The sequence below is a fragment of the Bradyrhizobium sp. CIR18 genome, assembly GCF_014198295.1.
Classification (GTDB): domain Bacteria; phylum Pseudomonadota; class Alphaproteobacteria; order Rhizobiales; family Xanthobacteraceae; genus Bradyrhizobium.
This window is the reverse complement of record NZ_JACIHF010000020.1, coordinates 1-23,384: the sequence shown is the minus strand read 5'-3', so window position 1 is coordinate 23,384 and position 23,384 is coordinate 1. Positions and strand designations below refer to the sequence as shown.

General features: G+C 62.7%; 22 protein-coding genes and 1 pseudogene. 7 read left to right on the top strand and 16 right to left on the bottom strand.

The features are described 5' to 3' along the window. Positions 1-63: 63 nt before the first annotated feature. From GGD65_RS35880 to GGD65_RS35845, 8 genes are all read right to left on the bottom strand, one after another. Positions 64-825 carry an SDR family NAD(P)-dependent oxidoreductase gene (locus tag GGD65_RS35880; protein ID WP_183238269.1) on the bottom strand — a complete coding sequence of 254 codons (762 nt, stop codon included), beginning with the start codon at positions 823-825 and terminating at the stop codon, positions 64-66. 46 nt (positions 826-871) lie between these two features. Next, positions 872-1,597 (bottom strand): ABC transporter ATP-binding protein, encoded by a 726-nt coding sequence (locus GGD65_RS35875; protein ID WP_179737429.1) that lies wholly within the window; start codon positions 1,595-1,597, stop codon positions 872-874. Next, positions 1,587-2,306 (bottom strand): ABC transporter ATP-binding protein, encoded by a 720-nt coding sequence (locus GGD65_RS35870; protein WP_179737427.1) that lies wholly within the window; start codon positions 2,304-2,306, stop codon positions 1,587-1,589. The genes GGD65_RS35875 and GGD65_RS35870 overlap by 11 nt, the downstream gene beginning before the upstream one ends. A 2-nt stretch (positions 2,307-2,308) precedes the next feature. Continuing rightward, positions 2,309-3,376 (bottom strand): branched-chain amino acid ABC transporter permease, encoded by a 1,068-nt coding sequence (locus GGD65_RS35865; protein ID WP_183232641.1) that lies wholly within the window; start codon positions 3,374-3,376, stop codon positions 2,309-2,311. Between the two features lie 13 nt (positions 3,377-3,389). After that, the gene (locus tag GGD65_RS35860; protein ID WP_018321010.1) at positions 3,390-4,256 is read right to left on the bottom strand and encodes an ABC transporter permease subunit; all 867 of its coding nucleotides are present in this window, start codon (positions 4,254-4,256) and stop codon (positions 3,390-3,392) included. Positions 4,257-4,349: 93 nt separating this feature from the next. Then, positions 4,350-5,591 carry an urea ABC transporter substrate-binding protein gene (locus GGD65_RS35855; RefSeq protein ID WP_026202469.1) on the bottom strand — a complete coding sequence of 414 codons (1,242 nt, stop codon included), beginning with the start codon at positions 5,589-5,591 and terminating at the stop codon, positions 4,350-4,352. Positions 5,592-5,624: 33 nt separating this feature from the next. Beyond that, positions 5,625-6,620: an acetamidase/formamidase family protein gene (locus GGD65_RS35850; protein WP_018321012.1), complete on the bottom strand. Its 996-nt coding sequence runs from the start codon at positions 6,618-6,620 to the stop codon at positions 5,625-5,627. A gap of 17 nt (positions 6,621-6,637) precedes the next feature. After that, positions 6,638-8,038, bottom strand: coding sequence for an amidase (locus GGD65_RS35845; protein WP_183232640.1), 1,401 nt, complete (start codon positions 8,036-8,038; stop codon positions 6,638-6,640). A 428-nt stretch (positions 8,039-8,466) separates the two neighbouring features. Here GGD65_RS35845 and GGD65_RS35840 point away from each other — a divergent pair, with 428 nt between their 5' ends. Together GGD65_RS35840 and GGD65_RS35835 are read left to right on the top strand one after the other, a co-directional pair. Then, positions 8,467-9,642, top strand: coding sequence for a transporter substrate-binding domain-containing protein (locus GGD65_RS35840; protein WP_018321014.1), 1,176 nt, complete (start codon positions 8,467-8,469; stop codon positions 9,640-9,642). Then, entirely contained in the window at positions 9,639-10,226 is a 588-nt protein-coding gene (locus tag GGD65_RS35835; protein WP_018321015.1) for an ANTAR domain-containing response regulator, read from the top strand. The genes GGD65_RS35840 and GGD65_RS35835 overlap by 4 nt, the downstream gene beginning before the upstream one ends. 42 nt (positions 10,227-10,268) lie before the next feature. On the opposite strand, the gene GGD65_RS35830 is transcribed toward GGD65_RS35835, so the two are convergent. The 7 genes from GGD65_RS35830 to GGD65_RS41050 form a co-directional block, all read right to left on the bottom strand. Then, positions 10,269-10,646 (bottom strand): NUDIX hydrolase, encoded by a 378-nt coding sequence (locus tag GGD65_RS35830; RefSeq protein ID WP_183238268.1) that lies wholly within the window; start codon positions 10,644-10,646, stop codon positions 10,269-10,271. A 3-nt stretch (positions 10,647-10,649) separates the two neighbouring features. Beyond that, complete coding sequence (locus GGD65_RS35825) at positions 10,650-11,489, bottom strand: endonuclease/exonuclease/phosphatase family protein (protein ID WP_183238266.1); 840 nt, start codon at positions 11,487-11,489, stop codon at positions 10,650-10,652. Continuing rightward, positions 11,489-12,298 (bottom strand): carbohydrate ABC transporter permease, encoded by an 810-nt coding sequence (locus GGD65_RS35820; protein WP_183238265.1) that lies wholly within the window; start codon positions 12,296-12,298, stop codon positions 11,489-11,491. Before GGD65_RS35820 ends, GGD65_RS35825 begins: the two co-directional genes overlap by 1 nt. Beyond that, on the bottom strand, positions 12,295-13,215 hold the full coding sequence (locus tag GGD65_RS35815) for a carbohydrate ABC transporter permease (protein ID WP_018321019.1): 921 nt from the start codon (positions 13,213-13,215) through the stop codon (positions 12,295-12,297). The genes GGD65_RS35820 and GGD65_RS35815 overlap by 4 nt, the downstream gene beginning before the upstream one ends. 57 nt (positions 13,216-13,272) lie before the next feature. Continuing rightward, positions 13,273-14,520: an ABC transporter substrate-binding protein gene (locus tag GGD65_RS35810; RefSeq protein WP_183238316.1), complete on the bottom strand. Its 1,248-nt coding sequence runs from the start codon at positions 14,518-14,520 to the stop codon at positions 13,273-13,275. 56 nt (positions 14,521-14,576) lie between these two features. Then, positions 14,577-15,596 (bottom strand): ABC transporter ATP-binding protein, encoded by a 1,020-nt coding sequence (locus tag GGD65_RS35805; protein WP_183238264.1) that lies wholly within the window; start codon positions 15,594-15,596, stop codon positions 14,577-14,579. A 189-nt stretch (positions 15,597-15,785) separates the two neighbouring features. Beyond that, complete coding sequence (locus tag GGD65_RS41050; RefSeq protein WP_245283313.1) at positions 15,786-15,983, bottom strand: hypothetical protein; 198 nt, start codon at positions 15,981-15,983, stop codon at positions 15,786-15,788. Here GGD65_RS41050 and GGD65_RS35800 point away from each other — a divergent pair. Both GGD65_RS35800 and GGD65_RS35795 read left to right on the top strand, forming a co-directional pair. Beyond that, positions 15,888-16,622 (top strand): DeoR/GlpR family DNA-binding transcription regulator, encoded by a 735-nt coding sequence (locus tag GGD65_RS35800; protein WP_245283312.1) that lies wholly within the window; start codon positions 15,888-15,890, stop codon positions 16,620-16,622. The genes GGD65_RS41050 and GGD65_RS35800 overlap by 96 nt on opposite strands. Before the next feature lie 114 nt (positions 16,623-16,736). Then, positions 16,737-17,849 carry a sugar ABC transporter substrate-binding protein gene (locus GGD65_RS35795; RefSeq protein WP_018321023.1) on the top strand — a complete coding sequence of 371 codons (1,113 nt, stop codon included), beginning with the start codon at positions 16,737-16,739 and terminating at the stop codon, positions 17,847-17,849. Here GGD65_RS35795 and GGD65_RS35790 read toward each other — a convergent pair. Next, a pseudogene (locus GGD65_RS35790) lies at positions 17,831-19,336 on the bottom strand (glucan biosynthesis protein G). The gene GGD65_RS35795 and the pseudogene GGD65_RS35790 sit on opposite strands and share 19 nt — an antisense overlap. 435 nt (positions 19,337-19,771) lie before the next feature. Between GGD65_RS35790 and GGD65_RS35785 the strand changes: the two are divergent. The 3 genes from GGD65_RS35785 (at position 19,772) to GGD65_RS35775 (ending at position 23,142) form a co-directional block, all read left to right on the top strand. Continuing rightward, on the top strand, positions 19,772-20,818 hold the full coding sequence (locus GGD65_RS35785) for a transglycosylase SLT domain-containing protein (protein WP_026202471.1): 1,047 nt from the start codon (positions 19,772-19,774) through the stop codon (positions 20,816-20,818). Positions 20,819-21,141: 323 nt separating this feature from the next. After that, entirely contained in the window at positions 21,142-22,728 is a 1,587-nt protein-coding gene (locus GGD65_RS35780) for a lipopolysaccharide assembly protein LapB (RefSeq protein WP_018321026.1), read from the top strand. A 30-nt stretch (positions 22,729-22,758) separates the two neighbouring features. Next, complete coding sequence (locus GGD65_RS35775) at positions 22,759-23,142, top strand: hypothetical protein (RefSeq protein ID WP_157644419.1); 384 nt, start codon at positions 22,759-22,761, stop codon at positions 23,140-23,142. Positions 23,143-23,384: the final 242 nt, after the last annotated feature.

Sequence of the window (23,384 nt, the reverse complement as noted above, 5' to 3'; positions counted from 1 at the left end):
AAACGGCTTCGCTCACCGGCGCCGCGACGGCCCGGTCTCGTAGCGGCGCGGCTCCGGATGCGCCTAGAACTGCACCCCGCGCGTGAGCGCCCCATCGACCACGAGATTGGTCCCGGTGATGAAGCTCGCCGCCTTGCTGGCAAGGAACACCGCGCCATTCGCCATTTCCTGCGGCGTGCCCACGCGGCCGGTCGGGTTCAGCGCCAGCGCGGTCTTGTACAGCTCGGGATTGCCGTCCTTGATCTGGTTCCAGACACCGCCCTCGAAATAGGTGTTGCCGGGCGACATTGAGTTGGCGCGGATGCCCTTGCCGGCCAGGTGGAAGGCGAGCCCTTGCGTGTAGTGGATGATCGCCGCCTTGAACGTGCCGTAGGGACCGCTGGCGAAATCGACCTCGCGGCCCGACACGCTGGAGATCGTGACGATCGCAGCGGCCTTGCTCTTCTCCAGATAAGGCATCGCGGCATTGACCAGCCGCACCGTGCCCATCATGTCGGTGGAGAACTCCTTCTCCCAGCTCTCCTCGTCCTGCCCGATCGACAGGGCGCTGACATTGGCGACGACGATGTCGATGCCGCCGAGCTTGGAGGCCATATCCTCCACCCAGGCCTTGAGCGCCGGACCATTGGAGACGTCGACCGAACTGCCGAACGCGGCGACGCCCTTCGCCTTGATCGCGGTGACGGCGCCGTCGACGTCCGCCTGGTTGCGCGCGCAGATTCCGACATTGGCCCCTTCCGCCGCGAAGGTGTCGGCGATCGCCCTGCCGATGCCCTTGGTGCTGCCGGTGACGAGAACCTTTGCTCCCTTGAGTCCGAGATCCATGTTCATTCCCTCCCTATTGACGACTTGAAAGCACGCCCGAGGCCCATCAGAGCAGAAGCTGTTCGCGCACGTTGTCCTCACTGACCTCGCCGCCAGCGAGCGACCGCGTAATCTTGCCCTTCTCCATGATGTAGCAGCGCTCGGCGATCGCCAGGATCGTGTCGAGGTTCTGCTCGACGAAGATGATGGTGGTTCCGAGCTCGTTCCGGAACGATCGCAGCGCCTCGCAAATGTGCTGCACGATCGAAGGCTGGATGCCCTCGGACGGCTCGTCCAAGATCATCAGGGACGGATTGCCGATCAGCGCGCGGCCGATGGCGAGCTGCTGTTGCTCGCCGCCCGACATGGTGCCTGCGGCCTGCCGCCGGCGCTCCTTCAGCCGCGGGAAATATTCGTAGATCAGCTCCGGCAGCTTCTTGCCGCCAGGACCGCCGATCAGTTCGCCTACCTGAAGATTCTCCTCGACGGTCATTTGCGGAAAGACGTCGCGCCCTTGCGGGATGTAGCCGAAGCCAGCCCTTGCCCGTGCGTCGGCCTCCAGCGCCGTGACGTCCTGCCCCATGAAGCTGATCGTCCCGCGCCAAGTTTGCAGCAGGCCGATCAGGCAGCGCATCAGGGTCGACTTGCCGACGCCGTTGCGGCCGATCACGCCGACGATCTCGCCGCGCGAGACCGACATGGTGACGCCCTGCAGGATCGGCGTCGCGCCATATCCCGCCCATAACTCGGCAACGTCGATGATCGGCTCAGAGGACGACGGTTTAGTGAGCATGGGTCTTACCCAGATAGATTTCCGCGACCTTCTCGTCCTGCAGGATGCTTTCGAGCGTGCCGCGCGCAAAAATCCTGCCGAGATGCAGCACCGTGACGCGCCGGGCGACCTGGCGGACGAAGGCCATGTCGTGCTCGACCACGAGCACCGTCATGCCCTCGGCATTGAACGACCTGATCAGTTCGCCGGTCCTGAAGGTTTCCTCGGGCGACATGCCCGCGGTCGGCTCGTCCAGCAGCAGGAGCTGCGGCTTCAACGCCAGCGCCATCCCGATCTCGAGCCATTGCTGCTGGCCATGCGACAGCGCGCCCGCGAGCTTGTCGCCGTCCGCCGCGAGATTGAGCAGCGTCAGCAGGCGATCTTCCTCAGCGATGCGTTCCGAGCCGGACAATCGCTCCTGCAGCGCGGTCTGGATGTTCTGCCGGACAGGCAATTCCTTGAACACGCTCGGGGCCTGCATCTTGATGCTCATGCCCCGCTGCACGCGCGCGTAGGGCCGCTCGGCCGTGATATCGACGGTGTCGAACAGGATACTGCCCTCGGTCGGCGGATAGAGGCCGGCGATCAGCTTGAACAGTGTGCTCTTGCCGGCACCGTTGGGGCCGATCAGGCAGTGGATCTCCCCGGCATTGACCGTCAGGTCGACGCCGGAGACGGCCGTCAATCCGCCGAAGCGCTTCGAGACGCCTTTGACTTCGACCAGCGCCATGATCAGGACTCTTCCGGTTGCAAGCGGCCGGCCTCAGCCACCACGTCGCTGCGTCGCCGGCGCCCCTGCCACCAGTCGGCGGCGAGCTTGCCGATGCCGAGCACGAAGCCTTGCGGCGCCAGCATCACGGTCGCGAGCAGCAGCGCGCCCATCAGCACCAGCGCCGCCTGCTGGCTGTAGACCGTGATGGTCTGAAAGCCGAACAGCAGCAGGAACGACCCGACCAAGGTCGCGGTCAGATCGCTGCGCCCGGAGAACGCCACCCACACGATGGGCATCGCGGCGGCCGGCAAGCCGATGCTGGACGGCGTGATGAACTGTCCCCAGGACGTGTACAGCGCGCCGCTGAGGCCTGCGAGACCGCTTCCGATCACGAAGGTCAGCAGCTGATATTTGCGGACGTCGTAACCCAGCATCTCGGCACGCTGCGGATTCTCGCGCGTCGCCACGATGACGTTGCCGATGCCGGAATTCACCAGCATCCGCAGCGCGAGATAGACGATCACGATTAGGGCGATCATGACGTAATAGAGCGCCGAGCCCTCGATATAGAAGTCGCCGACGGTCAGCGGGTCCATGCCCTTCATGCCGTTGAAGCCGTTCAGCCGCGCCGGCCCGATATGCCATTCCGGCCCGGCCGTCTGGCCGAGGAAGAAAGCCAGCACCAACGTCGCGGACAACGTCACGATGCCAAAGAAGATGCCGTTGATGCCGCCCCAGATCATGAAATAGCCGAGGATGCCGGCCGCGATCATTGCCAGGACGACAGAGAGAACGAGCGCGGCGATCGTCGCGGTGCCGCCGCCCATGTTGATCGCGAGCACGCCGTAGCTGTAACCGGCAATACCGAAGAAAAGTGTCTGGCCGAAGGACAGCATGCCGCCATAGCCCCACATCAGGCAGAGGCCGAGCGCCATGAAGATCCAGATCAGGAAGTAGGCGAAATTGCCGACATCGTAGGAATCGGCGAACAGCGGATAGGCCAGCGCGCCCGCGAGCACGACCAGGAAGCACGACCAGAACATCTTGCCGCGTCCGAGCGTCTGTGGACCTTCGAGCAGCTTGAACATCACAGATTCCCCTTTAGCGTCCACGGCGAACCAGCACGCTGGAGAGTCCCTCGGGCAAGACGCGGATGATCAGGATGACGGCGACCAGCATGCCGATCTGTCCGATGATCTGGCCGTAGCTCGCGTTCAACGCCATCCGGATCATCGCCAGGAACACGGCGGCCGGCGCCGTTCCGAGCAGCACGTTGGCTCCGCCGATCACGACGGTGACAAAACTCTCGACCACGAAGGTCGCGCCCATGGTCGGGATCAGCGTCATGGTCGGCGCGTAGAGCGCGCCGCAAAGCCCGGCAAGGCCGGTTCCGATCCCGAAGCTGATCGCATAGATGCGGCCGGTGCGTGCACCCAGCGCCTTGGCCATTGCCGCATTTTGCATCGTCGCTCGCGCGATCACGCCAAAGCGCGTCTTCATGAAGATGGTGTAGAGGCCGGCCAGCACCGCCACGGCGCAACCGAACAGCACCAGGCGGTAGGTCGAGAACGTATAGCCGCCGATCGCAAAGCTCCCCTCGGGCGTCCCGATGCCGCGCACGGCGGAACCGACGATCAGGAGCATCGACTGCGTCACGATCAGGCTAAGTCCCCAGGTCGCGAGCAGCGAATCCAGGGGGCGCTTGTAGAACCGCCGCACGACGAGGAATTCAACGAGGACACCGATGAGCCCGGCCGTCACCGCGGCCAGCATCTGGGCAATCGCGAGCGGCACGCCGAGATTCACCAAGCCGACGGTCACATAGGCGCCGCACATTATGAATTCGCCATGCGCCATGTTGATGACACCCATCATGCCAAACACGATGGCGAGGCCTGCGGCCGAGAGAATGAGGAACGCGAAGACGTCGGCGAACTGGTAGAACAGCGAGAACACTTCAGCCGACATCTTGGTCCCCTTGCCGATCCCGACGCCGCGTCGTTGCGGCGCCGGTCTTGTTCAGAAACGTGACATCAAACACGAGCAAGATCCGTGCCCGCCTCAGGACTTCTTGGGGAGATGGCTCGGCGTGTACTGATCCTTGTCGTTCTTCTTGGTGAGATCGCACCCGATCTCGCCAAGCCAGTAAGGCTGGATCGTGCCGTAGTCCTTCTCGACCTTCACCTCGTGCTTCGGCCCGACCGATATCAGGCGCATGCGGTGAGAGGTGTGCTGGCTCTTCGGGTCGATGCAGACCTTGCCCTCGGGCGCGTCGATGCAGGCATCGCCGGTCGCGATCACTTTCCGCATGTCCTCGAGCTTGATCGATTTCGCCTTCTCGACCAGCGCCTTGTACATGTAGAGCGCGTTATAGGCGTTGTACCCCATGTCGTTGATGTAAAGCTCGTCAGGGAACTTGGCGTGCCAGCGCTTCTTGAACTCGGTGGCCTCGGGCGTATCGATCTCCTCGAACCAGTTCGCAGTCGCGTGCATGTTGTTGAGGGCCGGCGGCTTGAACCGCTTGTGCTCGAAGCCGAGCATGACCTTGATCGACGAGCCCATCGGCAAATTGAGGTTGGCCGCCGCCGCCTGCTCGAAGAACGAATCTTGGGCAGCGCCGACATTGATCGTCAGCAGCCAGTCGGGCTTGGCCTTCTGGATGTTCTGGATGGTCTGCGCGAACTGCGACACGCCGAGCGGGATGAACTCCTCGCCGACGACCTCGCCGCCGAGTTCCTTCATGATCTTGCGGTTCCACTCCGCCGAGATCTGGCCGAAATTGTAGTCGGCCGCGATGACATAGACCTTCTTGCCGAACTTCTCGACCATCCAGGGGATCAGCGTCGAGAATTGCTGCTCGGGCACCGCGCCCATGCTGATCATGCTGGCATCGCAGACGCCGCCTTCGTACTGGTTGGTGTAGAAATACGGCGTCGTGGTGCGATCGACGATCGGACGCAGCGCCTCGCGCGAGGCCGAAGTGATGCCGCCGATCAGTACGTCCACCTTGTCGCGATTGAGCAGGCGCCGGCCGAATTCCTGGTAGCGTGCGTTATCGCCCTGGGGATCGAGGTGGATCAGCTCGATCTGCCGGCCCAGAATGCCGCCGCTCTTGTTGATCTCCTCGACGGCGAGCTGCGAGCCGTGCAGCTTCGGCATGCCCATGAAGGCAAGATCGCCGGACACGTCTTCGAGCAGGCCCACCTTCAGCGGCGGCTCCGCGGCGTTGGCAATACTCATCGACGCCGCGGTTCCGAACATGGCGCCGAGCAAAACCATCCGTAGCTTGTGTCCCGAATTCATCGTGATGTCCCCTCTATGGAAAGCGGCTGGGTGTCATGGCTTGAGGTAATTCTTCAAGATGGACGCCCCCATCGTGTATTTGGGGTCGACCATGTTGCCGAGGCGCATGCGGCCGGCCTGGCTGAGCAGCATGTAGGCGTCGATCTCGTCGAAGCCGTAATCGGCCGCCATCCACCGCACCAGTTCGCGATAGGCGATGCGCGCGGCGTCCTCGAGCGGACGCGCGCTGCCGATCGTCATGATGAAGTCCTTGGTCTCGAGCCGCGGCCAGGCGAAGCTCCAATTCTTGATCAAATCGACCTGGAGCGTGACAGTCGCACGCTGCTCGAGCGCAACGCCGGAGAGTTCGCCGTCGCCCTGCGTTGCGTGGCAGTCGCCGACGTAGAGCATCCCGCCGTCGGTATGCACCGGGAAATAGATGATCGCGCCGGGCGCAACATCGGGCAAATCCATGTTGCCGCCGTGATAGTCCGGCTGCAGCGACGAGATCGCCTCGATCTCCGGCGAGACGCCGATGGTGCCGATGAAGGGCTCGTAGGGCAGCGTGAGCTTGTCGTTCCAGCGCACGCCGCTCCTGTCGACATGCAGCTTCTTTACGCGCTCCGGCAGCGGCGGATTGAGCAGTGCCGTCGACCCGGTCCCGACCAGCCCACCGAACTCCGGAATGATGCAGGTCGTGCCGGCCGGCTGCTCGCCCCGTGTCTCGACGTCGCGAATATAGATCGCGAGGCAATCGCCCTTCTTGGCGCCCTTCACCGCGATCGGCCCGCATTGCGGGTTGAGATAGGGAAAGTTCAACTTGGCGGTGGGACTGTCGGTGTCCTTGGTCAACACGCCGCCGAACGCATCTTCGGTCTCGACGACGACGACCCCGCCGGGGTCGATCGACAGGGTCGGCTTGGCATAGGGACCATAGACGTAGTGGAAGTCCCCCTGCTGCTCGATGGTCAGGCTATGTGTCGTGCCGGTCGCGCCCTTGGCGACGGCGCGCTTGGCCATGATGGATGTCTTCAACCAGTCTTCAGACATGAGATCGGCTCCTCGACTCAGATCGCGGGATGACGCTTGTGCCAGTCGGTGACGCGCTGGAACGCATCGCCCGCGCGAACGAGACCGGCCTCATCGAAATGACGGCCGACGAACTGGAAGCCAATCGGGCCGCCGTTCGCCGCGAAGCCGCCGGGCAACGTCACGGTCGGGCTTCCCGTCATGTCGAACGGGCATGTAAAGCGGAGCAGGCCTCCGATCAGCGAGGCGTCCTCACCGAGCGCTGCCATCTTGGCAAGCGTCGGCGCGGCGAACGCCTGGGCCGGGATCGCGAGGAGATCGACCGTCTCGAACAGCACACGCACGGCGCCGCGAAACGCTTCGCGTCGGAGCGCGATCTTCTGGTAATCCATGCCGGACTGTTGCCGGCCGAGATCGAGCAGGCCGGTCAACGCCGGGCCGTACTCGTCCTTGCGCGCTGGATAGGTCTCCTCATGCGCGACCGCGACTTCGATGCCGCAGAGCGGGAACCAGTCGTCGATGATCGCTTTGGGATCGGGAAAGGCAACTTCCTTGATCTTCGCACCGAGATCGGCCGCGACCCGCAACCCCTCGGCCAGCACCTTGCCGGCATCGCCGTCGGTGCCTTCGCTGGTCCAGCGCCGGTCGAGGCCGATGGTCACGCCGCGCAGATCGCCGGTCAGGCCGGCGAGATAATCGGGTACCGACAGCGGAACCGCCGTCGTATCCTTGGGATCTTGCCCGGCGATCACGCGAAGCATCGCGCCGCAATCGACCGCGCTCCGCGCCATCGGGCCGATGTGATCCAGCGTCGGTGCCAGCTCGAACGCGCCGTAGCGGCTGACCCGTCCCCAGGTCGGCTTGAGCCCGGTGACACCATTGGCCGCGGACGGAAAGCGGATCGACCCGCCGGTATCGGTGCCGAGCGAGCCGAAGCAGAGGCCGGCCGCGGTCGCCACGCCCGAGCCGCTCGACGATGCGCCGGGCCAGAGATCCGCGTTCCACGGATTCTTCGGCGGGTCGATCTTCGGATGATGATCGGCATAGGCGCCCTCGGTCTGCTGCAGCTTGCCGAGGATGATCGCGCCGGCCTCCTTCAGCCGCGCAACCACCGTGGCGTCCTCGGTCGGGCGAAAGTCGCGATGGATCGTCATGCCATGCGCGGCCGGCGCGCCCTTGGCCCAGCAGAGATCCTTCACAGCGACCGGCACGCCGTGCAGCGGTCCCCTGATCTTGCCGGAAGCGATCTCCTTCTCGGCCGCGGCCGCTTCCGCGAGCGCCGAGTCGGCCATGACATAGGCGAAGCTTTTGAGCTTGCCGTCGAGCTTCTCGATCCGGCCGAGCATCGCCTTGGTGGCTTCGACCGGCGACAGCTCCTCCGCCTGGATCTTCCGTCCGACGTCGACGAGACCGAGATAGTGGAGATCTGTTGCCGCCATCGTTCCTATCCTCCCACGCGATGTGACGCACACGCACGCTCGCGCGCGGACATGCGTCACCGTTCTGGCGACGCGGACGCATCGCCAGCTGTCCTGGCGGCAAAACGAAAAAAGCCACCCGCCCCTCCCGAATGAGGTAACGAATGGCTCAAATGCCGCGGCTATGATCTATCGCTTAGGGGCCGTGATCGAACGAAGCACTTGGTTAGCAAAGAGCTGGACGTCATCGGCCAGATCAGCGCACGCGAGGTTCGACAGGTCGCCCTGTAGGAGAAAAGTCTAAGTAACTGACCATCGTGTTGTCAACGATACTCCCTGCCTAAATTTCGAGAGTGCTGCGCAGCAAAACGGCAAGCCGACTCTAAGCCCCTTGCGCTCTCATCGGCGATGATGATTTCATCTTCGCGTTTCGCGATCGAAAGCCGCCAATGACAAAGCCGTCTGTTCCCGTTGGCATCATCTGCTCGCAGTCAGGGCCCTATCAGGCAATGGGCCGCGAGATCCTCAAGAGCGCGATGATGGCGGTCGACGAGATCAACACGCAGACCGAGTTCGCCTTCTCGATCACGCCCCACATCCGCGACCCCCGCGGCATCGTCTCCGAATATCACACGGTCTGTGACGATTTGATCCGCAATGTCGGCGTCGAGCACATCATCGGCTGCTACACCTCGGCCTCGCGCAAGCAGGTCCTCCCCATCGTGGAGCGCACCGATCGCCTGCTCTGGTATCCCGCCCGCTACGAGGGCTTCGAGTGCTCGGACAACGTGATCTATGTCGGCGCCTCGCCTAATCACAACGTGTTGCCGCTGGTCCGCTACGTGCTCGACAATCTGTCGCGAGAGTTTTTCTGTGTCGGCTCCAACTATGTGTGGACCTGGGAGACCAATCGCGTCACCCGTGAGCTGGTCAGCGCGGCAGATGGCCACATCCTCGCCGAACGGCTGCTCGAGCTCGGCGAAAGCGCCGTCGGTCACATCGTCGACGAGATCGTCCGCCGCAAGCCGCCGATCGTGTTCAACACGCTGGTCGGAAGCTCGAGTTACGACTTCATCCGCGCCTTTGACGCCGGCACCAAAGCCGCCGGCCTCGAGATACCCATGCTGAGCTGCAGCCTCTGCGAGCCGGAACTGGCGATCGTCGGTCCGGCATCGGCCGGCTGCATCACCTCGTCGGCCTATTTCGAGAGCATCCGCCTGCCGGAGAACCGCGCCTTCGTCGCACGCTGGAAGGCGCGCTACGGCGCGGACAGCAGTCCTTCCGTGGACGGGCAGTCCGCCTATGTCGCGGTCTATCTGCTGGCCCGCGCGTTGCAGCGCGCGGGGACGTCCGACATTGCCGAGGTGCGGCGCGCCGCGGCGGGCTATCGCTACAATTCGCCGCAAGGACCGGTGTGGATCGATGGCGGCAACAATCATTGCGTCCTTACACCACGGCTTGCCGTATCCAATCCGCAAGGACAGTTTGATATTTTCTGGGAAGCCGACGCGCCTGTTAAGCCTGATCCCTACCTGACGCAGCTCGACGTTGCCGTCAGCCCGTCGAAAGACACCTCGGCGGGCTGCGCATTGCCGAACGCGCCGCATTTGCGGGTTGTGAAATGAGCAGACCGTCTTCATTTTCGCTACGCGGACGCAAGGCGCTCGTCGCCATCAAGGACGAGCGCGACTCAACCATCGTGCGACGGCAGTTCGAACGTCTCGGGATCGAGGGTGTCGCATGGACGCCGGCGGAGCCCGTCGGCTTCGCCCCTGATCTATCGCTGATCGACGACGAGTTCCTGCCCCTGCTGCAACCGGCGCAACGCGCGTACCTGGCGCGATCGCCCGTCATCGCCCTGCTCGGCACCGAAACGCCGAGCCGCCTCAAGCTGGTGTTCGAGCTCGACCCGGCATCGTTCCTGATCAAGCCGCTGCGGTCCGCCGGCATTTACGCAGCGCTCGTCATGGCATTCGAGCGCAACGAACGCACAGGCGAATTGAAGCAGCAGATTCTCAAGCTTGAGCAGCGCCTGCGGTCGCGTCGCGTCGTGCTCGCCGCCGTTCTCCAGGTGATGCATTCGCATGCGCTCGCCGAACCTGCCGCCTTTGCCCTGATCCGCAGAACCGCGATGGAGCAGCGCAAGACGATCGAAGAACTCTCGGCGGAGATCACTGCCAGGGGCGTGCTCCCGCGCGCAACTGGTTAGACTGCCTGTACTGCTCCGCACAGCGAACAGCCAGGCCCCCGCCTATTTCGGAAACAGCTTGTCGCGAATGTAGCGCGAGGTTGGGGTCAGCTTCAGTCCGCGCGGTTTTCGCCAAGCCGCCCTGTCGATCTCTCTCTTGTCGCCGATCTTCAATGGACCTGTAACCTTCTTGGTCAGGAAGATCGCGTCGCTCATCTTTCGGCCGGACCGGCGATTCTTGCCGTTGACCTCCTTCCACAGCCTCAAGTCACCCAGTCTGAGCTTGGGCAGCTCCTCCGTGATCTCGCGCTGGAGACACCTTCTCTCGCTCTCGCCGGCCCGCTTGCGGCCGCCCGGAAACATCCAGCGCTTGTCGCGTCGCCGTCTGACCAGGAGCACTCTGCCCTTCCTCGCCACAACAAGCTTTGACGACTTAGCCATTCTCTATTCCCCAAGTTCGATCACAACAGGTTGATGATCGGAAGCATTGGTGGCTTCGTTGACATCGATGTTGCGAACCTGACCGATCAGATCTTCGGTCACGAAAATAAAGTCGCGACAGTCCGGCCCGTCGGGCCATTGCGCGCGGTCGTAGATTCCGCATGTTGGCGCCCGCTGGCGTCCCGGACGATTGGCGGTCCACGCATCGCGGTAATTCAGACCGCGTCGCCCGGAGCGGTCGATCAGGGTGTGCTGGGGATCGGCCACGTCGAAATTGAAATCGCCGCACATCAGGCTCGACGCAGCGACGGTCTGGCTTCCATATGGCTCATCGTGCCCGGAGCTGGCCTGCTTGGGACTCCCCGATGCGTCCTGCTGCAGATCGAGCAGCCGCGTGATCTGCGCGTGACGCTGATCGGCCGAATGAAACTCGAGATGCGTGTTAACGATGCGGATCGCGCCAAACGAGGCTTGAACTGTCACCTCCAGGGCGTGACGGCGCATGCTGCGCACCCCACCCGCGCCCGGAAACGGCAAGAGGTGATTGGCGATCTGCAACACCGGCAATCGCGACAGCGTCATGTTGCCGAAGCAATGGAGGCTGCCCGCGCGATCCATCGTCTCGATCGCCGGCCGGAATATCGCGGAGTAGCCGGGCAGCAAGGCCACGAGCTGGGCGCTCTGATCCGCGCCATCGCCAAATCTCGAGAAATTGGCGCTCACTTCCTGGAAGCAGAACACGTCGGCATCGAGCGTCTGCCTGGCGACGGCAACGATCCTGGACAGATCGGTGACGCCGTCGCACCCCTTGCCGCACTGTATGTTCCAGGTGAGAAGCCGCATCACCGGATACCCGCGCGCATGAATGACTGAACGAACTGGCGCTGAAACAACAGGAATGCGACCAGCAGGGGCGCCATCGTCATCACGGTCGCCGCCGTGATCACCGACCAGTCCACACCAGTTTCAGGCGCGCCGAACACGGCAAGACCCACCGTGAGCGGACGCGCTTCCACCGAATTCGTGACGATCAGCGGCCACAGGAAGTTGTTCCAGTGATAGCTGACGGAGACGAGGCCGAAGGCGACGTAGGTGGGGCGTGCCAACGGCACATAGACCCGCCAAAGGATCACGAGTGGGCCTGCTCCCTCGACCCGCGCGGCCTCGACCAGCTCCTGAGGCACGCTCTTGAAGGTCTGCCGCAGCAGAAAGATGCCAAAGGCGCTCGCCATGTAAGGCAGCGCGATGGCAGGGATCGTATCGAGCAAGCCCAGCTTGGCAATCGCGCGATAGTTCTCGACGATGAGGACGTCGGGCATGATCATCAGCTGGAGCAGCACGAGGGCGAACGCCATGCCGCTGCCTTTGAACCTGAAGCGCGCAAAGGCATACGCAGCCAGCGTCGACAGGATGAGTTGGCCAACAAGGACCAACGTCACCAGCACGACCGTGTTGAGATAGTACCGGGCGAACGGCGCCTGCTTCCAGGCCCGCGTGAAATTCTCCAGCGTCCAGGGCGCGGACAGGCTGAACGAGGTGGCGTAGGCAGCCGGATGCAGCGCGCTCCAGAAGGCATAGGCCAGCGGGGCGAGCCAAATCAAAGCCAGGAGCCATGCTGCGACGGCTTCGACGGGGTGTGTCCGGCCTCTCATTGGTAGTGGATCCTGCGATCGAGATAGCCGAACTTGATCAGCGCAATCGCGCTCAGGAGCATGAGAAGCACAACCGTCAACGTTGCCGCGTAGGAAGAATCCTGGAACGTGAAGGCGACCTCATAGATGTAATAGAGCAGTAGCGTGCTGGCGTTGTTGGGACCGCCCTTGGTCATGATGACCAGATGGTCCACCAGCTTGAACGAGTTGATGACCGCATTGATGGCCACGAACAGCGTGGTCGGCATCAGCAGCGGAAAAGTGATCCGGCGGAACGTGTACCATCGGCTCGCGCCCTCGATGGAGGCGGCCTCATCGAGGTCCGGCGAGAGCTGCTGCAGCGCCGCCAGATAGAAGATCATGAAGAAGCCGGCTTCCTTCCAGATCACCATAACGATCAGGCAGCCCATCACCGTCGAGGGATCGCCGAGCCAGTTCCGGCCGCCGAGGCCGAACAGCCCGCGCAGCTGATCGAGCGCGCCGTAATCCGGCGTGTAGAAGAACAGCCAGATGTTGGCGACGGCGATCATCGGCAGCACGGTCGGCGTGAAGTACGCCAGCCGCAGAAAGCCGCGGCCGCGCATGTTGCGATTGACCCAAACGGCCATGATCAGCGCGAGCGCGATCGACGTCGGGATCGTGCCGAGCGCGAACCAGAAATTGTTGACCAGCGCCTTCCAGAAGATCGGATCGGCCGCCATGGCCCGGTAGCTGTCCGCCCCGACGAAGACCTCGGTGCCGTTCCGCTTGGTGATGAACAGCGAATGCCGGATCGTCGCCAGGATAGGCCAATGCGTGAACGCAACCAGCAGCACCGCCGCCGGCAACAGCAGCAGCCACGCATTCACGGCATTCCACCACGCCTGCGACCGGGCGCGGCGTTCGGAGATTGGCGATGAGGCGGCGAAGTCGGTCATTCTAGAGTCGGCGGAATGGCGGCGAACCGCCACCCCGCCATGTCCCTTACTTTGCGCTTACTTGGCGGCGCGCAGCACGCGGTCGGATTGCGCCTGCGCTGCGGCCAGCGCTTCCTGCGGCTTCTGCGAGCCCGTGACCGCAGCCTGCACGGCATCGTTCACGAACTTGTAGATGCGACCGTTCTCGTGGACGGAGAGCTCCGGCACGGCATGCTCGAGCTGATCGCGCGCGACGGTCGCCTGCGGAAAGCCCTTGGCGTAGTCTTCCATCGCCTTGGTCTTGTAGGCGGCCGGCGACACCGCGACGTAGCCGGTCTTCATGCTCCATTCCGCCGCACGCTCGGGCGCCGTCATCCACTGGATGAACTTGACGGCGGCCTTCTGCTGCTCGGCCGAAGCGCTCTTGAAGATGTAGAAGCTGCCGCCGCCGGTCGGCGATCCCCGCCGCTCCTTGGCCGGCAGCATGGCCACGCCGAACTGGAATTTCGCGGCGTCCTTGACCGCCGTGAGGTTGCCCGTCGTGTGCCACATCATCGCCGTCTTGCCTTCGAGGAAGTCGGTGCGGAGCGTCGCCCAGTCGATGCTGCCGGTCGGCATGACGTTGTGCTTGCGCGACAGGTCGACCCAGTAGTCGAGAGCGCCGACCGTCTTCGGCGCGGTGAGATACACCTCGGTGCCGGCCTCGTTCATCATCTTCTGGCCGTTCTCAATGGCGAGCGCCTGCAGCATCCAGTAGCCGTAGCCGGTCGTCGGGATCTCGACGCCCCAACGCGTCGTGTTGGCGCCGTCCTTCCTGACCAGCTTCTTCGACATCTCGACCATTTCGTCCCAGGACGCTGGTGCCTTCTCGGGATCGAGGCCGGCTTCCTTGAAGGCGTCCTTGTTCCAGTACAGCACGATGGTCGAACGTTGGAACGGGATGCTCCAGGTCTTGCCGTCCACCTGGCCGTTGGCCATGAACGCGGGATAGAACTCCTTGAACCAGGCCTTGTCGCTGACGAGGTCGTCAAACGACACGACGGCATTCTCGTCCATCAGCGTGAATACGTCGGTCGACAGCAACACCGACAGTTGCGGCGGCTGCCCGCCCTTCATGGCGGTCATCGCCTTGGTCATCGTGTCCGTGTAGTTGCCAGCATAGACCGCCGTCACGTTGATATCCGGATTGTCCTTCTCGAAGCGCGAAACCATGTCATCGATGATCTTGGTGACGGGACCTCCGACCGCGACCGGATAGTACATCGTCAGATCCACCGCAGCGGCGGGACGCATCGAGAGCACGGCAAGTGCGGCTGCCATCAACATCGTTCGTCGCGCAAACATCTCTCTCTCCCTCTGTAATCCGCCGAGCGCCACCGCTGCTATCCAGCGGAGGTCGCCAGCCGGCCCTCCCTGGCTGAAGTCTCCAATCGGCATTCCGTAGCCGGATCGAATCGATGCTCGTGACCGGCCTCCCAGGCCAGCCGGACATCCTCGCCGGGCTGAACCTTGCTGAAGCCGTCGAGCCGCACCGAGATCGGCTGACCGTCGATGTCGCACAGCACGATGCTGTCGGCTCCGAGATGCTCGACGGCCTTGACCCGCGCGGCATGATCGCCACCGGGCACGATGCGGATGTGCTCCGGCCGAACGCCGATGAGATGATTGCCCTGACGCACCAGATTCATCGGCGGGGTACCGATAAACCGCGCGGTGAACGCCGTCGCCGGCCGGTTATAGAGTTCTTCCGGGGAGCCGTTCTGCTCGACGCGGCCATCGCGCATCAGGACGACGCGGTCCGCCATCGTCATCGCTTCGGTCTGATCGTGGGTGACGTAGACCATCGTCATACCGAGACGCTGCTGCAACGCGCGGATTTCCGTTCGCATCTCGTGCCGCAGCTTTGCGTCGAGGTTGGACAGCGGCTCGTCCATGAGACAGACCCGCGCCTCAGCGATGATGGCGCGTCCCAGCGCGACGCGCTGGCGCTGCCCTCCCGACAATTGCGACGGCTTGCGATCGAGCAGGTGCGCAAGACCAACGATGTCGGCGACGCGACGAAGCCGGACGTCGCGTTCGGCGCGCGACACCCGCCGCACGCGCAGGCCGAAGATGATGTTTTCGGCTACGCTCAAATGCGGGAACAGCGCATAGGACTGGAAGACCATGGAGATCTTCCGGTCCGCCGGCGACAGGCGAGTCACGTCGACGCCGCCGATGGCGATCATGCCGGCATCGGCCTCCTCGAGCCCGGCGATCAGCCGCAACGTGGTTGACTTGCCGCAGCCGGACGGCCCCAGCAGCACCAGCAGCGAGCCCTCGTCCGCCGTCAGACTGATGTCATCGACGGCGCGCATCGCGCCCCACGACTTGGAGACATGATTCAGCGTAATCGCCGACATGGCCGGTTCGCTCGCAGCATGATGCGGCTACGCTGATGGCGGCTCGCTCCAACGGAGCAGCACAGTGCCAGTCAAAGACCAGTACATGCGTCCTCCCTCGAGCCACGCTCATTCATCGGCGTAGCAGCTATTATGTTCATATGAACATAGTGTGACACCATATGAAACAGAAAATTGCCTCTTGCCCCTTCAAATGATATTTTTGTCGCGAACGGAGGGCTCATGGCCAGGAGCGCCAGGACACGTCAGGTCCACATACTGGAGATCGTGCGCGAGCAAGGCTTCGCTTCCATCGAGCAGCTTGCGGCGCGTTTCGAAGTGACCCAGCAGACTATCCGCCGCCTTGTGAATGCGCTCTGCGACCAGGGATTGCTTCGGCGCGTGCATGGTGGGGTCAGCCTCCCCGTCCAGAATCAGAACCTCGCCTACAGCAGCAGGCACAGGCTGAACGCCGAAGCCAAGCGGCGGATCGCGCTTGCGACCGCCAAACTCATTCCCGACGGGACGTCGCTGATGATCGGGCTCGGCACGACTCCCGAATATGTCGCGCAGGCACTTTCCCGCCGACGGGATCTGCGGGTGATCACCAACAGCCTGAACGTGGCCGCAGCCTTCTCGCACAATCCGGACGTGGAGATCACCATCGCCGGCGGCACGCTGCGGCCGCTCGACCGCGACATCATCGGCGAGGCCGCCGTGCATTTCTTCTCTGGATTTCGCGCCGACTTCGGAATCTTCGGCGTCGGCGGCGTCGATGCGGACGGCTCGCTGCTCGACTTCCATGTCGATGAAGTCAAGGCACGCCAATCCATCGCCGCCAATTCACGAACGTCCGTGCTCGTGGCCGACATCACCAAATTCGGGCGCAATGCGACGGTTCGCGGCGGCCACCTCGACGAGTGCCACCATCTCGTTATCGACGACCGATTGCCGGCAGCGTTCGAGCTGAGCGCACAACGATATAGCGGCCAGATCCATACGGCCGGCGACGCTCGCGCAGATTTCGAGCTCCTCGGCGACATCTAGCCGACACTGCATCTGATCGCTGCTCGGCTTGATCGCGCCTCCCGGAGGCGAGGTCCGCGGTCGTTCCCCGCTTCGCGCTGGCAGCAGGTTTCCGGCGAGACCATCACGGTCGCCGTGATCCCGGCGAGCTATTTCGAAAACCTCATTGCACTGGCGCCGCAGTTCAAGGCGCTCACCGGCATCGACGTCCGCTTCGAGAAGATCCCGCCGGCGCAGATCCGGCAGAAGAGCGTCATCGACCTGACCTCGAAGACGGGCACCTACGCAACCCACGCTGCCGATCCCATGTATTACGCGCTCTATGCCGCGAACAAATGGGTCGAGCCGCTCGACACTTACCTCGCAGACAAATCGCTGACCGATCCGGCCTGGTTCAAGCTCGACGACATCATTCCGGCCTGGCGCAGCGCCAACGGCATCGACGGCAAGCTCTACGGCATGCCCTATGACGGTGAAGTCACCATTCAGGTCTATCGCAAGGACCTCTACGACGCGAAAGGCCTGAAGCCGGCCGACACACTAGAAGCCTACATGTCCAATGCCGCGGCGTTGAACACGCCGAACGATCGCGTCTGGGGGGCTGCGCTGCGCGGCGTCGCCGGTGCCGGCCAGAACATGTACATCTATCCGTCGATCTTCCGCGAGTTCGGCGGCGACTGGATGAAGGGCGGCAAGCTCACTGTCAATGGCCCCGAGGCCGAGGCGGCGCTCGCCTGGTACGTCGACATCATGAAGAAGTACGCGCCGACGGCAGCCGCCAACTGGAATTGGCCGGATGTCGCCGACGCCTTCTCGCAAGGCACCGTCGCCAGCTACATCGACGCGCATTCGTCGGCTTCGGTCATCAACAATCCTGAGAAGTCCAAGGTGATCGGCAAGGTCGCCTATGCCCGCTGGCCCAAGGGGCCCTCGGGCAAGCGCACCACGTCGATCTGGAACTGGGGCTTTCCGATCAATTCCGCGCTGCCGGAGAAGAAGCGGAAAGCGACCTGGCTGTTCATCCAGTGGGCCGCGAGCGCCGAGACCCAGGCGCGCACCGCGCATAAGTTCGCCGGTCCCACCAAGCGCTCGGGTGTCAACCGCACCTCGGTGTGGAAGGATCTTCGTTGTAGGTGGGAAGCAGCATGGCAGTGCGGCTCGCGATCGCAGGCAGCTCCGCCTCTGCCGCGAAGGCGCGTTATCGCCGGCGACCGGCTGGAGCGCTGTGTTCAGGGAGCCCATCGGTAGACCAGACTTCCGACAAGGGTTTGTCGCCCTCTGTCAGAAATGCCCGCAGCTCGATCGGCTCTCCCTTCACCTGGCACTGGAAGCTCAGCCGCCAACCGCCGGTGTAGGGATTGGGCTGCGTGACGATATTCTTCACCTCGGACTTTTCCGCCGTCACGACCCCTTTGACGCCGGCAGGATCGACGCCCTTCAGGTTGTCGCCGAACAGATCGAGGACGAAGAGGCGGGCGTCTTCGCCCCTCGCCCCTATTCCGCTTCGCGTGAAGCGGGCCAGCGAATGCGGCTTCGGGCTATCAGGTCCCCAGTGCAGTCGATAGGTGTAGTTGTGTTCGCCCTTGGCCTGTAGCGGATTCTTCGGGCGCCAGAGTGCGGCGATGTTGTCGTGAACCTCTTCCTTCGTCGGGATCTCGAACAGAACGACCCCGCCCTCGCCCCAATCGCCGATCGGCTCCATCCAGAGACTGGGGCGTTTTTCGAAGCTGGATTCGATGTCCTGATAGGCGAAGAAGTTTCGCTCCCGCTGCATCAGCCCGAACCCGCGGGGATTTAGATCCTGAAACGTGCTGATCTGGAGATCGCGGGGATTGTTGAGCGGCCGCCAGAGGCTTTCTCCCTTCCCGTTGAAGATCGCGAGGCCGTCGGAATCGTGGACCGACGGGCGGAAGTCGTCGATATCGTTGCGTCGTTCGGACCGTAGAAGAACGTGCTGGTCATCGGCGCGAGACCGGCCCGCTGCATTTCGACCCGCGGATAGACTGACATTTCGACGTCGAACACCGTGGTTTCGCCCGGCCGCACAGTGAAGCGGTAGCTTGCCTCGCAGCTCTTGCTGTCGAGAAGAGCGTGGATCACCATCGAAGTTGCACCCGAAGCCGGCCGCTCGAGCCAGACGGCCTTGAAGAGCGGAAATTCCTCGCCCTTTGCTTCGCCCGTATCGATCGACAGTCCCCGGGCGGAAAGGCCGTATGTCTGCCCTTTGGCGACAGCGCGGAAGTAGGTCGCGCCCAGGAAGACGCAGACTCGTAATAGTCGGGACGGTTCATCGGCGCATGGATGCGGAAGCCCGCGCACCCGAGATCGCTGTCCTCGAACGGCGGGAACTTCTCGCCGAAGGAAAAGTCCGCCTTGCGGTACTTGAGGTCGGTAGCCTTTCCGTCCGCGACCTCGAAGATGCTCACCCTGTTCTTGTAGAAGAAGCAGCGATGGAAGAGCTGCGCCTCGAACGGAAGATTCTTGCCGCGCCAAAGGGCGCGCTCGGGCTGGAAGCGGATCGAACGGTACTGATCGCAGTCGAGGTTCTTCAACCCGCCTGGCAGCTTCTCGTCTGGCGCCTCGTACGGTTTGCGCCCCAGCATACGGGCGAGGTCCCTCACGGTGGAAGGACCGAACGCGCCCTCCGGCGGGCCAGCAGCAGCGAAACCGCTCCGCGAAGCGAGCAACAATGCCGGCAGCAACGCCGACCCTCGAACAAACTGGCGTCGGTTCACGGGTTCTCCTACTCGCTACTGCTATCGCGGCCAAGCAACGGCCACCGCGCCCGCGAGTTCGACCCGACCGGCCATCACTGGCGGGAGGAAAGTTGAGCAGCCCAATCACGGGCATCTGCCGGAATCCGGGGTTCCGGTGCCTCAAAACGTGCTGGTTGATCAGGTTCAACGGAGGCCCGCCCGCAGTTGGTGGATTTCTCTCATCCAATTGTCGCCTATTGGCGCGTAGCCTGACTTTCACGGTGATGCCCGCTGAGCGACGCTTCTGGCCCATAGCCGACCCACAGCGTCTCCCGCCAAGGATGAGTGACGAGGCAGAAGGTCTGCTCTCATTCACCACATTTAAACCTTAAGATTTTACGAAGGAGGACTCACCACAGACCGCAGGAACATGCGAACAGCCTTTGTACAGAAGCCATCCGTGGACTTCGGGCAATGAAGGTTTGGCAGACGAGCTGCATCGCGGCTGCGGTCGCATCCGTGGGACTTTATCTAGCCGCCGGTAACAGGCCGGCCGGGACGGGGCCGAATGTCATACTGGGCGCTGCAGCGAACATAGCGGCTCCCGAGAACATGGCGGCTCCTGCGAACATGGTGACGCCCGCCTTGTACGCCGAGGCATCGGCCAGACTTGCGATAGCGCTTCGGGCAGAAGGAGCCAAGCTGGGCTCGGTGACGTCAGCAGGTTCCGGGCCGTTGAGCACCGGAGCCGAGATCGTCGATGAACCCGTCACGACCAAATTGGCGTCGTTGGGGCAGGATATCGTCAAACCGCTGCCGGCAGGACGCGATGCGTCCAACGATACTCCGAAAGCGGCGTCGACGCCGGATTTCCGTTATCTGGTCTACTACGTCTGGTCTGAACTGCCGTCCGCCGAGAAACCGGCGGAGATCGTCTTGCGTTCGTTCAAGGACATCCCAGTCGGAACGCCGGCCGAAGAGATCAAGCGCGCTTCCGACGCGTTTGGTCTCGATTTCAATTTCATGATGGCGGTTGCCAAGATCGAATCCGGTTTCAATCCCAATCAACGCACCGGGTCGTATATCGGCCTGTTTCAGCTGAGCCAATATGAGTTCGGGAAGTTCGGCTTCGGGCAGATTCGCAGTCCGAGGGATAACGCCGTTGCGGCCGCCTATAAGGTCATTACGGAAGGCATCCTGTTCGAGTGGATCACGCACCGGAAGCCGGATTTGAGCGATCTTTACCTGATCCATCAGCAGGGCTGGGAAGGCGCCGCTGAGCACATCAGCCAGCCCGCTCGCATCGCTTGGAAATCCATGTGCGCCACCAGCGAAGGCAAGGAGAAGGGCGGAAGGTGGTGCAAACGCGCTATCTGGGGCAATGCACTTCCAGCGTTCAAGCGTACTTGGAAATCGGTGGACAACGTGACTTCAGAGGCGTTCGTCGGTATGTGGCGCGGCCGGGTCGCCGAATTCTACACGAAATATGTGGCGACTGCCGCTGCGGCGGCAAGCCAATAAATCCGTTTTCGGCAGGCCCTGCCACCGCTTGCAGGCTATACCAAGTCCGCTCATGCCCCGTAGCTGACCATCCGCACTGCTTGAGCCGACGCCCGCAATGACCCAAAGCTGGCGTGACGCATCGCAGTTTGACTGCGCCAGCTGGCGCGACGTGTTCTGCGCTTTGTCGACGAGCTAAGCGCAGGTCCAATGTCAGGACAGCTGACGTGCCACACGGCCACGTCCATCTCTGGCTCTTCTCCGAACGGAATTGCATGGTCGGCCTGTGTGAACAGGCTTAGAATGCGCGCCTCGCAAAGTTAGTTCTCGCGTGGAGGCAGGTCATGATCAAGACGCCATTCGCTATCGCGGCTACGGTTGTGTTGGGCCTTTCGTTTGCACAACCTTCGTTAGCAGAATCGGACGGCGATCAGCTCGGTACGGTGCATTTCGAAACATCGTGCAAGCCGGAGGCGCAGAAGCTTTTCGATCGCGGGATGCTGTACCAGCACTCGTTCTGGTACCGCGCGTCGCAGCACGCGTTCGGAGATGCTCTGAAGGCCGATCCGGAGTGCGGCATCGCATACTGGGGCATTGCCCTCAGCCTCTTGTGGAATCCCCACGTTCCCACCCCCGCGAAAAACCTCGCCGAGGGTGCTGAGGCGATCGCAAAAGGAAAGCTCATCGGCGCCAAGACCCAGCGCGAACGCGACTACCTCGATGCGCTTAGTGCCATGTACGCCGACTACGACAAGGTCGATCATCGCACGCGCATGCTGGCTTACGCCAAGGCCATGGAGCAACTTGCGCAGCGGTATCAAAACGATGACGAAGCGCAGATCTACTATGCGCTGGCCCTCAACACCTCGGCGTCGCCGGCCGACAAAACCTACACTAACCAGCTCAAGGGTGCGGCAATCCTTGAGCCGATCGCAATACGGCAGCCCCAACATCCCGGCGTGGCGCACTACTTGATTCATCTTTACGATTATCCGCCAATTGCCGAAAAAGGGCTCGAGGCTGCGCGACGCTACGCCAAGGTTGCACCAGCGGCAGCCCACGCCCAACATATGCCGTCCCACATCTTTACCCGCGTCGGATACTGGAGGGAGTCGATTGCTTCCAACACCGAATCGTCGCGTGTGGCGAGAGCGGACAAAGAGGGCCACGATCAGCTGCACGCAATGGATTACCTCGTCTACGCCTATTTGCAACTCGGGCAGGACGAGAACGCAGCAGCCGTTGTCGACGAGATGAAGGGGGTCACAGGCTTCACCGAGACTTTTATCGCCGGGCCATACGCGCTGGCCGCCTCGCCGGCACGCTATGCAGTGGAGCGCGGCGATTGGAAGGCTGCTGCGGCGCTTGAGGTTCGTCCCAGCCTGCTGCCTCACGTGCAGGCGGTAACCTATTTCGTGCGGGCGCTGGGCGCGGCCCGTGCAGGCGAGCCAGAAGTCGCGAAGGCCCACATCGCCAAACTCGCCGAACTGCGCGACAAGCTACGTGCCGCCAAGGACACCTATTGGGCCGAACAGGTCGAAATTGAGCGGCAGGTTGCGACGGCTTGGCAGCTTTTCGCCGAAGACAATCGTGACGCTGCGCTGAATGCCATGAGCGCCGCCGCCGCTGCCGAGGACAAAACGGAGAAGCATCCAGTGACGCCGGGAGTGCCTAAACCGGCGCGCGAACTCTATGGAGAAATGCTGCTTGAGAGCGGCAAGGCAAATGAAGCGCTTGGGGCATTTGAAGCAACGCTGCGGAAGGAGCCAAACCGGCTCGGCGCTTACGTAGGCGCAGCCAAGGCGGCGGAAAAGTCCGGCGAATCCAACAAGGCTCAGCAATACTATAAAAAGGTCATAGCGATCGCTGATGCAGCTGATAGCACCCGAACGGAAGTTGCCGAGGCGCGGGCATTTCTGATGAAGCGCTGAGAAACGGGCACGAGAGGCATGGGAGCACACGTGAAATCAATATTGCTGGCGATCGTTCTGGGCGTTGTTGCGAGTGCGGGAAACGCTCAATCGCTCGAGGTTGTCGGATATTCCGGTCACCTCGGCGAATGGGAGTTGACAGCCACCGTCACGGAAGCGGCCTCCGGCCAAGTCATAAAGGAGTACTCCGGACCATTGACGATGAAGCACGTCGGGTTGTGCACTCAGGATGGTCCGGAGGAGAGGATCGGCGAAATGCGCCTGCGGATGTCAGTCTTAGCATCGCGATTGAACGCGACATTTTCGTTTTCTGGCGTCGAATGCACCTACACCGGAAGGCTGTCAGACTACTACACAGGCACGATGATTTGCCCTGATCGGCAGCCGGTTCCGCTCAAACTATGGGTGAAATAGTTGGGTCAGGAAACAGCCAGGTTCTTGGAAGAAGGACGAGCACTGCGCTGATCGCGAAGAGATGGGCTAATCGCCTGCCAAGGCTTTTACGTTTGAAGCGCTCGCCATTCCCCCGCCGGCGGGCACGTGGCTGCCGTAAGTCCGTTTTTGATGCTGTGGACGGCTCCTCCATGGGCACGAGAGTGCCAAGGATGGGGCGCCGTTTGAGGCTCCCACGATTCGGAGGAGCAGCCTATGCAATC

Coding starts and splice junctions, on each gene's coding strand:
- GGD65_RS35810 (WP_183238316.1), bottom strand. CDS start 14,520: ATGTTGATGGCAGCCGCACTTGCCGTGCTCTCGATGCGTCCCGCCGCT.
- GGD65_RS35880 (WP_183238269.1), bottom strand. CDS start 825: ATGGATCTCGGACTCAAGGGAGCAAAGGTTCTCGTCACCGGCAGCACC.
- GGD65_RS35820 (WP_183238265.1), bottom strand. CDS start 12,298: ATGAGAGGCCGGACACACCCCGTCGAAGCCGTCGCAGCATGGCTCCTG.
- GGD65_RS35845 (WP_183232640.1), bottom strand. CDS start 8,038: ATGGCGGCAACAGATCTCCACTATCTCGGTCTCGTCGACGTCGGACGG.
- GGD65_RS35835 (WP_018321015.1), top strand. CDS start 9,639: ATGAGCAGACCGTCTTCATTTTCGCTACGCGGACGCAAGGCGCTCGTC.
- GGD65_RS35855 (WP_026202469.1), bottom strand. CDS start 5,591: ATGAATTCGGGACACAAGCTACGGATGGTTTTGCTCGGCGCCATGTTC.
- GGD65_RS35865 (WP_183232641.1), bottom strand. CDS start 3,376: ATGTTCAAGCTGCTCGAAGGTCCACAGACGCTCGGACGCGGCAAGATG.
- GGD65_RS35815 (WP_018321019.1), bottom strand. CDS start 13,215: ATGACCGACTTCGCCGCCTCATCGCCAATCTCCGAACGCCGCGCCCGG.
- GGD65_RS35825 (WP_183238266.1), bottom strand. CDS start 11,489: ATGCGGCTTCTCACCTGGAACATACAGTGCGGCAAGGGGTGCGACGGC.
- GGD65_RS35870 (WP_179737427.1), bottom strand. CDS start 2,306: ATGGCGCTGGTCGAAGTCAAAGGCGTCTCGAAGCGCTTCGGCGGATTG.
- GGD65_RS35780 (WP_018321026.1), top strand. CDS start 21,142: ATGATCAAGACGCCATTCGCTATCGCGGCTACGGTTGTGTTGGGCCTT.
- GGD65_RS35840 (WP_018321014.1), top strand. CDS start 8,467: ATGACAAAGCCGTCTGTTCCCGTTGGCATCATCTGCTCGCAGTCAGGG.
- GGD65_RS41050 (WP_245283313.1), bottom strand. CDS start 15,983: ATGCACGCGCCGAAGCAATCCCTGGTCGCAGAGCGCATTCACAAGGCG.
- GGD65_RS35805 (WP_183238264.1), bottom strand. CDS start 15,596: ATGTCGGCGATTACGCTGAATCATGTCTCCAAGTCGTGGGGCGCGATG.
- GGD65_RS35860 (WP_018321010.1), bottom strand. CDS start 4,256: ATGTCGGCTGAAGTGTTCTCGCTGTTCTACCAGTTCGCCGACGTCTTC.
- GGD65_RS35875 (WP_179737429.1), bottom strand. CDS start 1,597: ATGCTCACTAAACCGTCGTCCTCTGAGCCGATCATCGACGTTGCCGAG.
- GGD65_RS35830 (WP_183238268.1), bottom strand. CDS start 10,646: ATGGCTAAGTCGTCAAAGCTTGTTGTGGCGAGGAAGGGCAGAGTGCTC.
- GGD65_RS35850 (WP_018321012.1), bottom strand. CDS start 6,620: ATGTCTGAAGACTGGTTGAAGACATCCATCATGGCCAAGCGCGCCGTC.
- GGD65_RS35785 (WP_026202471.1), top strand. CDS start 19,772: ATGAAGGTTTGGCAGACGAGCTGCATCGCGGCTGCGGTCGCATCCGTG.